The organism is Streptomyces sp. NPDC043685 (genome assembly GCF_056436585.1).
The window spans coordinates 338,620-353,350 of the sequence record NZ_JBWKCH010000007.1; the positions used below are offsets into that span (position 1 = coordinate 338,620).

The following is a 14,731-nucleotide window of genomic DNA, read 5'->3' on the forward strand; positions in this document are numbered from 1 at the left end:
CCGCCCGTGACCACCACTCTCATCTGGATCGCCGTCGCCCTGGTCGCGATCGGGCTCTACCTGAGCTGGACCGCCGGCCGGCTCGACCGTCTGCACGCCCGGATCGACGCCGCCCGGGCCGCCCTGGACGCGCAGCTGCTGCGCCGGGCCTCGGTGGCGCAGGAACTGGCGACGGCGGGGGTCCTGGATCCGGCCGCCTCCATCGTGCTCTACGAGGCCGCGCACGCCGCCCGGCAGGCCGAGGAGGAGCAGCGGGAAGTCGCCGAGAGCGAACTGAGCCAGGCGCTGCGGGCCGTCTTCGGCGAGGCCCCGCAGGTGGAGGCGGTGCGCGAGGCACCCGGGGGAGAGGAGGCGGCCCGGGAGCTCACCGAGGCGGTCCGGCGGGTGCCGATGGCCCGGCGCTTCCACAACGACACCGTCCGCGCGGCCCGTGCCCTGCGCCGCCACCGCAAGGTGCGCTGGTTCCGCCTGGCCGGTCACGCGCCCTTCCCCATGGCCTTCGAAATGGACGACGAGCCTCCGGCGGCCCTGGTGGCCCGGGCCGCCTGACCCCGTTCCCAGGGGCGTTTTCCGGCCGTCCGACGCAAAAAGGATCCACGGCGTTCCCATTGGCCCTTGCTGTGGACTGGTTCTCTCACGTTTCCTCAGTGCTGCAGAAATCCCCTTTTCCCTCAGCGAGGTCACCCGTGTCCATCTCCGAAAACCAGGCTCCCGCCACCGGTACCGCCCGAGTCAAGCGCGGCATGGCCGAGCAGCTCAAGGGCGGCGTCATCATGGACGTCGTCACGCCGGAGCAGGCGAAGATCGCCGAGGACGCGGGCGCCGTGGCCGTCATGGCCCTGGAGCGGGTCCCGGCCGACATCCGCAAGGACGGCGGCGTGGCCCGCATGTCCGACCCGGACATGATCGAGGGCATCATCGACGCCGTCTCGATCCCGGTCATGGCCAAGTCCCGCATCGGCCACTTCGTCGAGGCCCAGGTGCTCCAGTCCCTCGGCGTCGACTACATCGACGAGTCCGAGGTCCTCACCCCGGCCGACGAGGTCAACCACTCCGACAAGTGGGCCTTCACCACGCCGTTCGTCTGTGGCGCCACCAACCTGGGCGAGGCCCTGCGCCGCATCGCCGAGGGCGCGGCGATGATCCGCTCCAAGGGCGAGGCCGGCACCGGCAACGTCGTCGAGGCCGTCCGCCACCTGCGCCAGATCAAGAACGAGATCGCCCGCCTGCGCGGCTACGACAACAACGAGCTGTACGCCGCCGCCAAGGAGCTGCGCGCCCCGTACGAGCTCGTCAGGGAAGTCGCCGAGCTCGGCAAGCTCCCCGTGGTGCTGTTCTCCGCCGGTGGCGTCGCCACCCCGGCCGACGCCGCCCTGATGCGCCAGCTCGGCGCCGAGGGCGTCTTCGTCGGCTCCGGCATCTTCAAGTCGGGCGACCCCGCCAAGCGCGCCGCCGCCATCGTGAAGGCCACCACCTTCTACGACGACCCGAAGATCATCGCCGACGCGTCCCGCAACCTCGGCGAGGCCATGGTCGGCATCAACTGCGACACCCTGCCCGAGGCCGAGCGCTACGCCAACCGCGGCTGGTAACCACTCATGAGCACTCCTGTCATAGGCGTCCTGGCCCTCCAGGGCGACGTCCGGGAGCACCTCGTCGCCCTGGCCGCGGCCGACGCCGTGGCCAGGCCGGTGCGGCGCCCCGAAGAACTCGCCGAGGTGGACGGCCTGGTCATCCCCGGCGGGGAGTCCACCACCATCTCCAAGCTGGCCGTCCTGTTCGGAGTGATGGAACCCCTGCGCGCGCGTGTGCGGGACGGCATGCCCGTCTACGGCACCTGCGCCGGCATGATCATGCTCGCGGACAAGATCCTCGACCCGCGTTCGGGCCAGGAGACCATCGGCGGCATCGACATGATCGTGCGCCGCAACGCCTTCGGCCGGCAGAACGAGTCCTTCGAGGCGGCCGTCGACATCGCGGGCGTCGAGGGCGATCCTGTGGAGGGCGTCTTCATCCGCGCCCCCTGGGTGGAGTCCGTCGGCGCCCGGGCCGAGGTGCTCGCCGAGCACGGCGGTCACATCGTCGCCGTACGCCAGGGCAACGCCCTGGCCACCTCGTTCCACCCGGAACTGACCGGCGACCACCGGGTGCACGCCCTGTTCGTCGACATGGTGCGGGCGAACCGGACAGCCGAGTCCTTGTAGGATTCCTGCGTTCGTTGCTGAGATGGGTTACGCGAAGGAGACAGGCAGATGTCCGGCCACTCTAAATGGGCCACGACGAAGCACAAGAAGGCCGTCATCGATGCCAAGCGCGGCAAGCTCTTCGCGAAGCTGATCAAGAACATCGAGGTCGCGGCGCGCATGGGCGGCGCCGACCCCGAGGGCAACCCGACGCTCTACGACGCCATCCAGAAGGCCAAGAAGTCGTCGGTCCCCAACAAGAACATCGACTCCGCGGTCAAGCGCGGCGCCGGCCTCGAGGCCGGCGGCGCCGACTACGAGACGATCATGTACGAGGGCTACGGCCCGAACGGTGTCGCGGTGCTCATCGAGTGCCTCACCGACAACCGCAACCGCGCCGCCTCCGAGGTCCGCGTCGCCATGACCCGCAACGGCGGCTCCATGGCCGACCCGGGCTCGGTGTCGTACCTGTTCAACCGCAAGGGCGTCGTCATCGTCCCCAAGGGCGAGCTGACCGAGGACGACGTCCTCGGCGCCGTCCTGGACGCCGGTGCCGAGGAGGTCAACGACCTCGGCGAGACCTTCGAGGTCATCAGCGAGGCCACCGACCTGGTCGCGGTCCGCACCGCCCTCCAGGACGCCGGCATCGACTACGACTCCGCCGACGCCAACTTCGTCCCGACCATGCAGGTCGAACTGGACGAGGAGGGCGCCAAGAAGATCTTCAAGCTGATCGACGCGCTGGAGGACAGCGACGACGTGCAGAACGTCTTCGCCAACTTCGACGTGAGCGACGAAGTCATGGAGAAGGTCGACGCCTGACACGCGCACGGAAGCGACGGGCCGACGGGACACACCCCGTCGGCCCGTCGCGTTGTCGGTGGCACCCGATAGCCTGCACAAACAGGTGAGCGAAAGGGAGGGCGCGTGCGCGTACTGGGGGTGGACCCGGGGCTGACCCGGTGCGGTGTCGGCGTGGTCGAGGGCGTCGCCGGACGGCCGCTCACCATGATCGGCGTCGGTGTCGTGCGCACACCCGCGGACGCCGAGCTCGGCCACCGCCTGGTCGCGGTCGAGCAGGGCATCGAGCAGTGGCTGGACGAGCACCGGCCCGAGTTCGTCGCCGTCGAGCGCGTCTTCAGCCAGCACAACGTCCGCACGGTGATGGGCACCGCCCAGGCCAGCGCCGTCGCCATGCTGTGCGCCGCCCGCCGCGGGATCCCCGTCGCGCTGCACACCCCCAGCGAGGTCAAGGCCGCCGTCACCGGCAGCGGCCGGGCCGACAAGGCCCAGGTCGGCGCCATGGTGACCCGGCTGCTCCGGCTCAGCGCCCCGCCCAAGCCCGCCGACGCGGCCGACGCCCTCGCCCTCGCCATCTGCCACATCTGGCGCGCCCCCGCGCAGAACCGACTCCAGCAGGCCGTCGCCCTGCACACATCGAAAGGCCGTACGGCATGATCGCCTTCGTCAGCGGCACGGTCGCCGCGCTCGCCCCCGACGCCGCGGTCGTCGAGGTCGGCGGCGTGGGCATGGCCGTGCAGTGCACGCCGAACACGCTGTCCACGCTCCGCACGGGCCGGCCGGCCAAGCTGCACACCTCCCTCGTCGTGCGCGAGGACTCCCTCACCCTGTACGGCTTCGCGGACGACGACGAGCGGCAGGTCTTCGAGCTGCTCCAGACCGCGAGCGGCGTGGGACCGAGACTCGCCCAGGCCATGCTCGCCGTGCACACCCCCGACGCGCTGCGCCGGGCGGTGTCCACCGCCGACGAGAAGGCGCTCACCGCCGTCCCCGGCATCGGCAAGAAGGGCGCCCAGAAGCTGCTGCTGGAGCTCAAGGACCGGCTCGGTGCCCCGGTCGGCGCACCCGCCGTCGGCGCACCGGTCAGCTCGGGCTGGCGCGACCAGCTGCACGCCGCCCTCATCGGCCTCGGCTACGCGACCCGGGAGGCCGACGAGGCCGTGTCGGCCGTGGCCCCGCAGGCCGAGGCCGCCGAGGGCACACCCCAGGTGGGCCAGCTGCTCAAGGCCGCCCTGCAGACCCTGAACCGCGCCCGATAGTCCGCACCGAGATTCCCGAGGCACCCTCCATGAACTGGGACGACACGACCGACGCCGACGCCGCGGAGCGGCTGGTGGGCCCCGCCGCCGACGGTGAGGACCAAGCGGTCGAGGCCGCCCTGCGCCCCAAGGACCTGGACGAGTTCATCGGCCAGGAGAAGGTCCGCGAACAGCTCGACCTCGTTCTGCGCGCCGCCCGCGCACGGGGCGCGACCGCCGACCACGTGCTGCTCTCCGGCGCCCCCGGCCTCGGCAAGACCACCCTGTCGATGATCATCGCGGCCGAGATGGGCGCCCCCATCCGGATCACCTCGGGCCCCGCCATCCAGCACGCCGGCGACCTCGCCGCGATCCTCTCCTCCCTCCAGGAGGGCGAGGTCCTCTTCCTCGACGAGATCCACCGCATGTCCCGGCCCGCCGAGGAGATGCTGTACATGGCGATGGAGGACTTCCGCGTCGACGTCATCGTGGGCAAGGGCCCCGGCGCCACCGCCATCCCCCTGGAGCTGCCCCCCTTCACCCTGGTCGGCGCCACCACCCGGGCCGGCCTGCTCCCGCCCCCGCTGCGCGACCGCTTCGGCTTCACCGCCCACATGGAGTTCTACGAACCGGCCGAACTGGAGCGGGTCGTCCACCGCTCGGCCAACCTCCTGGAGGTCGAGATCGACCCGGCGGGCGCCGCCGAGATCGCCGGCCGCTCCCGCGGCACGCCCCGCATCGCCAACCGCCTGCTGCGCCGCGTGCGGGACTACGCGCAGGTCAAGGCCGACGGCCTGATCACCAAGGACATCGCGGCGGCCGCCCTCGCGGTGTACGAGGTGGACGCGCGCGGGCTCGACCGCCTCGACCGGGGCGTGCTGGAGGCCCTGCTCAAGCTGTTCGGCGGCGGTCCGGTCGGTCTGTCCACGCTCGCTGTCGCGGTGGGCGAGGAACGTGAGACCGTGGAGGAGGTCGCCGAGCCCTTCCTCGTACGGGAGGGCCTGCTGGCCCGCACCCCGCGCGGCCGGGTCGCCACCCCCGCCGCATGGGCGCATCTCGGCCTCACCCCACCCCGCTCCCAGACCACCGGAAACGGACAACAGGACCTGTTCGGGGCGTGACGGCGCCGTTACGGCTCCGAGGCGGCGAGGTCGGTGGCCGGAGCAGGAACCCCGGTGCCATGCTGAGCGTTGTTCCCTGCGCGCGGACTCGCTTAGACTCCGCCGATGCCGCCTTTGCCGGCGGCGTACACACCCCCAACCATCTGGCCGCTCACAGCGCGGTCGTGTGAAGGAAGTACCGACCCGTGAGTCTCCTGACCCTCCTCCCGTTCATCGTGCTCATCGGGGCCATGTTCCTGATGACCCGATCGGCCAAGAAGAAGCAGCAGCAGGCCGTGGAGATGCGGAACCAAATGCAGCCCGGCAGCGGTATTCGCACGATCGGGGGCATGTACGCCACGGTCAAGGAGGTCAACGAGGACACCGTCCTCGTCGACGCCGGTCCCGGCGTCGAACTCCTCTTCGCCAAGAACGCCATCGGTGCCGTCCTCACCGACGACGAGTACAACCGCATCGTCCACGGCGTCGAGCACGACCTGAAGTCCGACGCCGACATCGTCCCGGACGACGCCTCCTCCCTCACCGAGACGGGCGACTCCACCGCCGACGCCCCTGTTGACGACAAGGCTGTCGACCTCGGCAAGAAGGACGCGGCCGAGGACGTGCCCGAGGTGAAGACGGACGCAGAGCCGAAGAAGACCGACGGCGACTCCGAGGCGAAGTAGTCGTGACCCGGGGTGCGCGGGCCCGTCCCGCGCACCCCGGGACACGCCCAGCTCGCACGGAATCCCGACACCATGTCATGGCCGCCCGTCCGCCGATCCGGAGCGAGGTGGCCCGAGAGGGAGTACGAGAAGGTGGCCACACCTAAAAAGGGCAGGAGCGCGAGCGCCCAGAGCAAGCCGTGGCGCTCGCTGGCCCTGATCCTGATCGCCATCGCGGCGCTCACCGGTGGGATGTTCGCCTCGGGGCACACGAAGCCGCGTCTCGGCATCGACCTTGCCGGCGGTACGAGCATCACGCTCCGCGCGGTCCCCGAGGCCGGCAACGAGTCGGCGATCAACAAGACCAACATGGACACGGCCGTCTCCATCATGGAGCGCCGTGTCAATGGTCTGGGCGTCTCGGAGGCCGAGGTCCAGACGCAGGGCCGCGACAACATCGTCGTGAACATCCCCAAGGGGACCAACTCCGAGCAGGCCCGCAAGCAGGTCGGCACCACCGCCAAGCTCTACTTCCGCCCGGTCATCGCCACCGAGGTCTCCGGCGGCAAGGGCGCGCCCAGCCCGTCCCCGAGCCCCACCGGCACCCCCTCGGGGCAGCCGTCCGGCAAGGCGTCCGACAAGCCCGAGGCCACCGACAAGAACTCCGCCTCGCCGTCCGCCTCGCCCACCACCCAGGGCCGCGCGGTCACCGACGGGCTGAAGGCCGACGCCACGCCGTCCCCGAGCGCCTCCGACAAGGGCAAGGCCAGCCCCTCCCCGTCGGCGAGCGGCGGCACCGCCGAGGCGGACGCGAAGGCGCTGCAGGCGAAGTACGCCGAGCTCGACTGCACGAACGCCAAGACCCGCTCCAGCGTGGGCGACGGAGTCAAGGCCTCCCAGCCCACCCTGGCCTGTGGCAAGAACTCGGGCGGCCAGTGGCAGAAGTACATCCTCGGCCCCGCCGAGGTCGACGGCACCGACGTCGACAAGGCCCAGGCCACCCTGGACACCCAGCGGGGCGCGGGCTGGACGGTCCAGATGGACTTCACCGGCGGGGGTGCCAAGAAGTTCGGCGACATCACCGGCAAGCTGGCCCAGAACCAGCCGCCGCAGAACCAGTTCGCGATCGTCCTGGACGGCGACGTGGTCTCCGACCCGTCCGTCAATCAGGCGCTGACCGGCGGCAACGCGGAGATCTCCGGCAACTTCACCCAGCAGTCCGCCCAGGACCTGTCCAACATGCTGTCGTACGGCGCGCTGCCGCTCACCTTCAAGGTGGACAGCATGACGACCGTGACCGCCGCGCTGGGCGGTGACCAGCTTGAGGCCGGTCTTATCGCCGGCGCGATCGGTCTCGCGCTGGTCGTCATCTACCTGCTGGCCTACTACCGCGGTCTGTCCTTCGTCGCGATCCTCTCGCTGCTGGTCTCCGCCGCCCTCACCTACACGCTCATGGCCCTGCTCGGCCCGGCCATCGGCTTCGCGCTGAACCTGCCGGCCGTCTGCGGTGCCATCGTCGCCATCGGCATCACGGCGGACTCGTTCATCGTCTACTTCGAACGCGTCCGGGACGAGATCCGCGAGGGCCGTACGCTGCGCCCCGCCGTCGAGCGGGCCTGGCCTCGCGCTCGGCGCACCATCCTGGTCTCCGACTTCGTGTCGTTCCTCGCCGCCGCGGTGCTCTTCATCGTCACCGTCGGCAAGGTGCGCGGCTTCGCCTTCACGCTCGGCCTGACCACGCTGCTCGACGTCGTCGTGGTCTTCCTCTTCACCAAGCCGCTGCTGACCCTGCTGGCCCGTCGCACCTTCTACGCGAGCGGCCACAAGTGGTCCGGCCTCGACCCGAAGAGCCTGGGTGCGCAGCCGCCGCTGCGCCGCACCCGCCGTCCCTCCGCCCCCGTCGAGACGAAGGAGGCGTGAGATGTCGAAACTCGGCAACCTCGGCGCCCGGCTGCACCGCGGCGAGATCGGCTACGACTTCGTCAAGAACCGCAAGATCTGGTACGGCCTGTCGATCCTGATCACCATCACGGCCATCGTCGGCCTGGCGGTGCGCGGCCTGAACATGGGCATCGAGTTCCAGGGCGGTGCCGTCTTCACCACCCCGAAGAACATCAGCGTCTCGGTGTCCCAGGCCGAGGAGTACGCGGAAACGGCCTCCGGCCACGACGCGATCGTCCAGAAGCTCGGCGACGGCAGCCTGCGCATCCAGGTCGCGGGCATCGAGACCGACAAGGCCAACCAGATCAAGAGCCAGCTCTCGGACGACCTCAAGGTCGACGCGGAGCAGATCAACGCCGAGCTGGTCGGCCCCAGCTGGGGTGAGCAGATCGCCAACAAGGCCTGGCAGGGCCTGGGGATCTTCCTGATCCTCGTGGTCGTCTACCTGGCGATCGCGTTCGAGTGGCGCATGGCGGTCGCCGCGTTCGTCGCCCTGATCCACGACATCACGATCACGGTCGGCATCTACGCCCTGGTCGGCTTCGAGGTCACCCCGGGCACGGTGATCGGTCTGCTGACCATCCTCGGCTACTCGCTCTACGACACGGTCGTGGTCTTCGACAGCCTCAAGGAACAGACGCGGGACCTCACCAAGCAGACCCGCTGGACCTACAGCGACGTCGCCAACCGCTCGATCAACAGCACCCTGGTCCGCTCCATCAACACCACGGTGGTCGCCCTGCTGCCGGTCGCGGGCCTGCTGTTCATCGGTGGCGGTGTCCTCGGCGCCGGCATGCTGAACGACATCTCGCTGTCGCTGTTCGTCGGCCTCGCGGCCGGTGCGTACTCCTCGATCTTCATCGCCACCCCGCTCGTCGCCGACCTCAAGGAGCGCGAGCCGGCGATGAAGGCCCTCAAGAAGCGCGTCCTGGCCAAGCGGGCCCAGTCCGCCGCCAAGGGCGAGCCCACCGAGGCGCAGGAGGGCCACGAGTCGTACGCCGACGAGCCCGAGGACGCCGCACCCGCGGTCGTCGGGCCGCGCAACCAGCCCGCCTCCCGCAACCGCGGCCGTGGCCGCACCTCGGGGAAGCGCCGATGACCGACATCAGGGAACTGCTGCTCAGCCGCATCCGTGACGTGGCCGACTACCCGGAGCCGGGGGTGATGTTCAAGGACATCACCCCGCTCCTGGCGGACCCGGCGGCGTTCACCGCGCTGACCGACGCGCTCGCCGAGATCGCCGAGCGCACCGGCGCCACCAAGGTCGTCGGCCTGGAGGCCCGGGGCTTCATCCTCGGCGCCCCGGTCGCCGTCCGGGCCGGCCTCGGCTTCATCCCCGTGCGCAAGGCGGGCAAGCTCCCCGGAGCGACCCTCGCCCAGGCCTACGACCTGGAGTACGGCTCGGCGGAGATCGAGGTGCACGCCGAGGACCTCACCACCGGCGACCGCGTCCTGATCGTCGACGACGTCCTCGCCACCGGCGGCACCGCCGAGGCCTCGGTCCAGCTCATCCGCCGGGCCGGAGCCGACGTGGCGGGTCTCGCCGTCCTCATGGAACTCGGCTTCCTGAGCGGCCGCGCCCGCCTGGAGCCGGCGCTCAACGGTGCTCCGCTGGAGGCGCTGCTCACGGTCTAGCGGCCGCGCGGCCCTCCCGGCGGGGAACGGCACGACAACGCACGAGGCGGGCCCCGGAGGAATCCGGAGCCCGCCTCGTGCGTTGTCCGCGTTTCCGGGTAGACGGTCCTCACATTGGCCTGAAGGCGATCCTGGAGCTCAGGATCGCTACCATGGGGGTCCGGAGCCTGACCGGGGGACCCGGATCGCGCACGAGGAGCCCTCTTGCCAGACGAGGCCCAGCACCTGACCGCCGCCAAGCCCGAGTCCGCCTCGGCAGCCGCGGCGAAGCCCGCGCCGAACGCGCCCCACGCGAAGAACGACACACGCGGGCCGGTCGAGCACGCCCAGGCGGCGCCGGCCGACAAGTCGGAAGAGCAGTCGCGGCCCAAGCCCACCCCGCCGCCCGCGGTGCGGCAGAGCGCCGGACAGCCGGCCCGCTCCGGCTCCTCCAACCGCGTCCGCGCCCGTCTGGCCCGGCTCGGCGTGCAGCGCGCGAACCCGTACAACCCGGTGCTGGAGCCGCTGCTGCGGATAGTGCGCGGCAACGACCCGAAGATCGAGACGGCCACGCTCCGCCAGATCGAGCGCGCCTACCAGGTCGCCGAGCGCTGGCACCGCGGCCAGAAGCGCAAGAGCGGCGACCCGTACATCACGCACCCGCTCGCCGTCACCACCATCCTCGCCGAGCTGGGCATGGATCCGGCCACGCTGATGGCCGGCCTGCTGCACGACACGGTCGAGGACACCGAGTACGGCCTGGACGACCTGCGCCGCGACTTCGGCGACGTCGTCACCCTGCTCGTCGACGGCGTCACCAAGCTGGACAAGGTCAAGTTCGGCGAGGCCGCGCAGGCCGAGACCGTGCGCAAGATGGTCGTGGCCATGGCCAAGGACCCGCGCGTCCTGGTCATCAAGCTCGCCGACCGCCTGCACAACATGCGCACCATGCGCTACCTCAAGCGTGAGAAGCAGGAGAAGAAGGCGCGCGAGACCCTGGAGATCTACGCGCCGCTCGCCCACCGCCTGGGCATGAACACCATCAAGTGGGAGCTGGAGGACCTCGCCTTCGCGATCCTCTATCCCAAGATGTACGACGAGATCGTCCGGCTGGTGGCCGAGCGGGCACCCAAGCGCGACGAATACCTGGCCATCGTCACCGACGAGGTGCAGCAGGACCTGCGCGCCGCCCGCATCAAGGCGACCGTCACCGGCCGCCCGAAGCACTACTACAGCGTCTACCAGAAGATGATCGTCCGCGGCCGTGACTTCGCGGAGATCTACGACCTGGTGGGCATCCGCGTCCTCGTGGACACCGTCCGCGACTGCTACGCGGCCCTCGGCACGGTGCACGCGCGATGGAACCCGGTGCCCGGCCGGTTCAAGGACTACATCGCGATGCCCAAGTTCAACATGTACCAGTCGCTGCACACGACGGTCATCGGCCCCGGCGGCAAGCCCGTCGAGCTGCAGATCCGCACCTTCGACATGCACCGCCGCGCCGAGTACGGCATCGCCGCGCACTGGAAGTACAAGCAGGAGGCCGTCGCCGGCGCGTCCAAGGTGCGCTCCGACGCCCCCAAGTCGTCCGGCAAGGGCAAGGACGACCACCTCAACGACATGGCATGGCTGCGCCAGCTGCTGGACTGGCAGAAGGAGACCGAGGACCCGGGGGAGTTCCTGGAGTCCCTGCGCTTCGACCTGTCCCGCAACGAGGTCTTCGTCTTCACCCCCAAGGGCGACGTCATAGCGCTCCCCGCCGGTGCCACCCCGGTGGACTTCGCCTACGCGGTGCACACCGAGGTCGGCCACCGCACCATCGGCGCCCGCGTCAACGGCCGGCTGGTCCCGCTGGAGTCCACCCTCGACAACGGCGACCTGGTGGAGGTCTTCACCTCCAAGGCTGCCGGAGCCGGCCCCTCCCGCGACTGGCTCGGCTTCGTCAAGTCGCCGCGCGCCCGCAACAAGATCCGTGCCTGGTTCTCCAAGGAGCGCCGCGACGAGGCGATCGAGCAGGGCAAGGACGCCATCGTCCGCGCCATGCGCAAGCAGAACCTGCCGATCCAGCGCATCCTGACCGGCGACTCCCTGGTGACCCTCGCGCACGAGATGCGCTACGCCGACATCTCCGCCCTGTACGCGGCGATCGGCGAAGGCCATGTCTCCGCGCAGAACATCGTGCAGAAGCTGGTCCAGGCCCTCGGCGGCGAGGAGGCCGCCACCGAGGAGATCGACGAGTCGGTCCCGCCGGCCCGCGGCCGCAGCCGCAAGCGCCGCTCCAGCGCCGACCCGGGCGTCGTCGTCAAGGGTGTCGACGACGTGTGGGTCAAGCTGGCCCGCTGCTGTACCCCCGTCCCGGGCGACCCCATCATCGGCTTCGTCACCCGCGGCAGCGGCGTATCGGTGCACCGCAGCGACTGTGTGAACGTCGACTCGCTGTCCCGCGAACCCGAGCGCATCCTCGACGTCGAATGGGCGCCCACCCAGTCCTCGGTCTTCCTGGTCGCCATCCAGGTCGAGGCCCTGGACCGCTCCCGGCTGCTCTCGGACGTCACCCGCGTGCTGTCCGACCAGCACGTCAACATCCTGTCCGCGGCCGTGCAGACCTCCCGCGACCGGGTCGCCACCTCCCGCTTCACCTTCGAGATGGGCGACCCGAAGCACCTCGGCCATGTGCTGAAGGCGGTCCGCGGCGTGGAGGGCGTCTACGACGTGTACCGGGTGACGTCGGCGCGCAGCAAGTAGGCCGCCCGCGCGGCGACCACACGAAAGGGGGGCTTCCGTCCGACGTGGACGGAAGCCCCCCTTCGCGTCGGCTGATCAGCCTCCGAACTCCTGCAGCCCCTTCAGCGCCTGGTCCAGCAGCGCCTGGCGGCCGTCGAGCTCACGCTGGAGCTTGTCGGCCTTGGCGTTGTTGCCCTGCGCGCGGGCCTGCTCGATCTGGCCCCGCAGCTTGTCCACCGCGGCCTGGAGCTGGCCGGTCAGACCCTCGGCACGCGCACGCGCCTCCGGGTTCGTCCGGCGCCACTCGGTCTCCTCGGCCTCCTGGATCGCCCGCTCGACCGCGTGCATCCGGCCCTCGACCTTGGGCCGGGCGTCGCGCGGGACATGACCGATGGCCTCCCAGCGCTCGTTCAGGTTCCTCAGGGCGGCCCGGGCCGCCTTCAGGTCCGTGATCGGCAGGAGCTTCTCGGCCTCCTCGGCCAGCTCCTCCTTGAGCTTGAGGTTCTCCGACTGCTCGGCGTCCCGCTCGGCGAAGACCGAGCTGCGGGCCGCGAAGAAGACGTCCTGGGCGCCGCGGAAGCGGTTCCACAGGTCGTCCTCGTGCTCGCGCTGGGCGCGGCCCGCGGCCTTCCACTCGGACATCAGCTCGCGGTAGCGCGCGGCCGTCACGCCCCAGTCCGTCGAGTTCGACAGCGCCTCGGCCTCGGCGACCAGCCGTTCCTTGGTCTTGCGGGCCTCCTCGCGCTGCGCGTCCAGCTGCGCGAAGTGCTGCTTGCGCCGCTTGGAGAACGCCGACCGGGCGTGCGAGAACCGGTGCCACAGCTCGTCGTCGGACTTGCGGTCCAGACGCGGCAGACCCTTCCAGGTGTCCACCAGCGCCCGCAGCCGCTCACCGGCCGCCCGCCACTGGTCCGACTGCGACAGCTCCTCCGCCTCGGCGACCAGCGCCTCCTTGGCGTGCCGGGCCTCGTCGGACTGCTTCGCGCGCTGCGCCTTGCGCTCCTCGCGGCGCGCCTCCACCAGCTCCACGAGCTTGTCCAGCCGGACCCGCAGGGCGTCCAGGTCGCCCACCGCGTGATGCGCGTCGACCTGTTCGCGAATGTGGTCGATGGCGGCCTGGGCGTCCTTCGCCGACAGGTCGGTGGTCTTCACTCGCTTCTCGAGGAGGCCGATCTCGACAACCAGGCCCTCGTACTTGCGCTCGAAATAGGCCAGCGCCTCATCGGGGGAGCCTGCCTGCCAGGAACCGACGACCTGCTCGCCGTCGGCTGTACGCACGTACACGGTCCCCGTCTCGTCGACGCGGCCCCACGGGTCGCTGCTCACAGCGCCTCCTCCACATGATGCCTGCGAGGGGCCTGAAGCTCCCCCGGGCATCGTCCACAGTTTCGTCACGGCCAACATAGGCGACCGGCGGGGGGCGTGTCCGCATCCCGCGCGACCGAAATTTCGCAGTTGGGGCTCAGGATTCCGTGATCGTGGCCTTGTTGATCACGACCGTCGCGTTGGGCGCCGTATTGCCCGTCTGGGGGTCGGGGGCCTGCGCTCCCGCCTTGGCGATCTTCTTCAGGACCTTCATGCCCGCCTCGGACACAGTGCCGAACGGTGTGTAGTCGGGCGGCAGCTGACTGTCCTGGTAGACGAGGAAGAACTGGCTGCCGCCGCTGTCGCGGCCCTGCTTCGTCTGCGCGTTGTACTGGTTCGCCATCGCGACCGTGCCGGCCGGGTACACCCCGCCCTTGAGGCTCTTGTCCTTGAGGTTCTCGTCCGGGATGGTGTAGCCCGGTCCGCCCATGCCGGTGCCCTTGGGGTCGCCGCACTGCAGGACGTAGATGCCCTGGTCGGTGAGCCGGTGGCACTTGCTGTGGTCCAAGTAGCCCTTGCCGAGCAGGAAGTTGAACGAGTTGACGGTGTGCGGCGCAGCCGACGCCTTCAGCGCGACGTCTATCTCACCGCACGTCGTGTCCAGCTTCATCGTGTACTTCGCCGACGTGTCGATGGTCATCGCCGGCTCCTTCCTCCAGGTCTCCGACTTGACCTTGCCCGGGGCCGGCTTCTCGCACGGGTCCGGGGCCTTGCTCGGCGTCGCGCTCGGCGTGACCTCCGCGTTCGCGTTCTTCTTGCCGTCGTCCTCGAACGGCTTGGTCAGGAAGACCGTCACCGAGAGCACCACGACCACGCCGAGAGCCGAGGCGATCACGGAGTTGCGGATACGGGCCTTGCGTCGCGCGTCCGTGCGTCGCTGCTGCTGCCGCAAGAACTTCTCCCGGGCGAGCTGACGCCGCCGCTGTTCCTGGCTGACCACCGGGTTCTCTCCTCATGGGTCTCGAACGTCGACCGGTACGCGTGCGTCCTGTGTGCCGAGCGCCTGCGTGTGCCCCGTACCGTATATGGGTTCGCTGAGGAATCGGCAGCGCCGGTAGGCTCTGTGAGCAGCCGTAGCCGCCCGTATCGACACAACGAAG

Annotated in this window: 14 protein-coding genes; 12 read left to right on the top strand and 2 right to left on the bottom strand. The window is 70.3% G+C overall.

All coding sequences use genetic code 11. From position 1 onward, the window contains the following. Positions 1 to 6: 6 nt before the first annotated feature. The 12 genes from AC0665_RS24730 (at position 7) to relA (ending at position 12,287) form a co-directional block, all read left to right on the top strand. Positions 7 to 549, top strand: coding sequence for a hypothetical protein (locus AC0665_RS24730; protein ID WP_468410206.1), 543 nt, complete (start codon positions 7 to 9; stop codon positions 547 to 549). A 137-nt stretch (positions 550 to 686) separates the two neighbouring features. After that, on the top strand, positions 687 to 1,592 hold the full coding sequence (gene pdxS, locus AC0665_RS24735; RefSeq protein WP_363121085.1) for a pyridoxal 5'-phosphate synthase lyase subunit PdxS: 906 nt from the start codon (positions 687 to 689) through the stop codon (positions 1,590 to 1,592). Positions 1,593 to 1,598: 6 nt separating this feature from the next. Then, on the top strand, positions 1,599 to 2,204 hold the full coding sequence (gene pdxT, locus AC0665_RS24740; RefSeq protein WP_468636882.1) for a pyridoxal 5'-phosphate synthase glutaminase subunit PdxT: 606 nt from the start codon (positions 1,599 to 1,601) through the stop codon (positions 2,202 to 2,204). A 48-nt stretch (positions 2,205 to 2,252) separates the two neighbouring features. After that, a complete protein-coding gene (locus AC0665_RS24745; protein ID WP_031116589.1) occupies positions 2,253 to 3,005 on the top strand; it encodes a YebC/PmpR family DNA-binding transcriptional regulator in 753 nt (250 codons plus the stop codon). A gap of 105 nt (positions 3,006 to 3,110) precedes the next feature. Further along, positions 3,111 to 3,641, top strand: coding sequence for a crossover junction endodeoxyribonuclease RuvC (gene ruvC / locus AC0665_RS24750; RefSeq protein WP_363121087.1), 531 nt, complete (start codon positions 3,111 to 3,113; stop codon positions 3,639 to 3,641). After that, positions 3,638 to 4,243, top strand: a complete 606-nt coding sequence (gene ruvA, locus AC0665_RS24755; RefSeq protein WP_468410202.1) for a Holliday junction branch migration protein RuvA — start codon at positions 3,638 to 3,640, stop codon at positions 4,241 to 4,243. Before ruvC ends, ruvA begins: the two co-directional genes overlap by 4 nt. Positions 4,244 to 4,272: 29 nt before the next feature. Next, positions 4,273 to 5,343, top strand: a complete 1,071-nt coding sequence (gene ruvB, locus AC0665_RS24760; RefSeq protein ID WP_468636880.1) for a Holliday junction branch migration DNA helicase RuvB — start codon at positions 4,273 to 4,275, stop codon at positions 5,341 to 5,343. Between the two features lie 185 nt (positions 5,344 to 5,528). Then, on the top strand, positions 5,529 to 6,008 hold the full coding sequence (gene yajC, locus AC0665_RS24765) for a preprotein translocase subunit YajC (protein WP_363121090.1): 480 nt from the start codon (positions 5,529 to 5,531) through the stop codon (positions 6,006 to 6,008). A 132-nt stretch (positions 6,009 to 6,140) separates the two neighbouring features. Next, positions 6,141 to 7,907, top strand: a complete 1,767-nt coding sequence (secD, locus tag AC0665_RS24770; protein WP_468636879.1) for a protein translocase subunit SecD — start codon at positions 6,141 to 6,143, stop codon at positions 7,905 to 7,907. A 1-nt stretch (position 7,908) separates the two neighbouring features. Next, positions 7,909 to 9,027: a protein translocase subunit SecF gene (gene secF, locus AC0665_RS24775; protein WP_478705789.1), complete on the top strand. Its 1,119-nt coding sequence runs from the start codon at positions 7,909 to 7,911 to the stop codon at positions 9,025 to 9,027. Continuing rightward, entirely contained in the window at positions 9,024 to 9,563 is a 540-nt protein-coding gene (locus tag AC0665_RS24780) for an adenine phosphoribosyltransferase (protein WP_478509739.1), read from the top strand. Before secF ends, AC0665_RS24780 begins: the two co-directional genes overlap by 4 nt. Before the next feature lie 204 nt (positions 9,564 to 9,767). After that, positions 9,768 to 12,287 (top strand): GTP pyrophosphokinase, encoded by a 2,520-nt coding sequence (relA, locus tag AC0665_RS24785; protein ID WP_363121094.1) that lies wholly within the window; start codon positions 9,768 to 9,770, stop codon positions 12,285 to 12,287. A gap of 75 nt (positions 12,288 to 12,362) precedes the next feature. On the opposite strand, the gene AC0665_RS24790 is transcribed toward relA, so the two are convergent. Beyond that, positions 12,363 to 13,592, bottom strand: a complete 1,230-nt coding sequence (locus tag AC0665_RS24790) for a DUF349 domain-containing protein (protein WP_363121095.1) — start codon at positions 13,590 to 13,592, stop codon at positions 12,363 to 12,365. Positions 13,593 to 13,728: 136 nt separating this feature from the next. Beyond that, positions 13,729 to 14,571: a peptidylprolyl isomerase gene (locus AC0665_RS24795; protein WP_478705790.1), complete on the bottom strand. Its 843-nt coding sequence runs from the start codon at positions 14,569 to 14,571 to the stop codon at positions 13,729 to 13,731. Between the last annotated feature and the right edge of the window lie 160 nt (positions 14,572 to 14,731).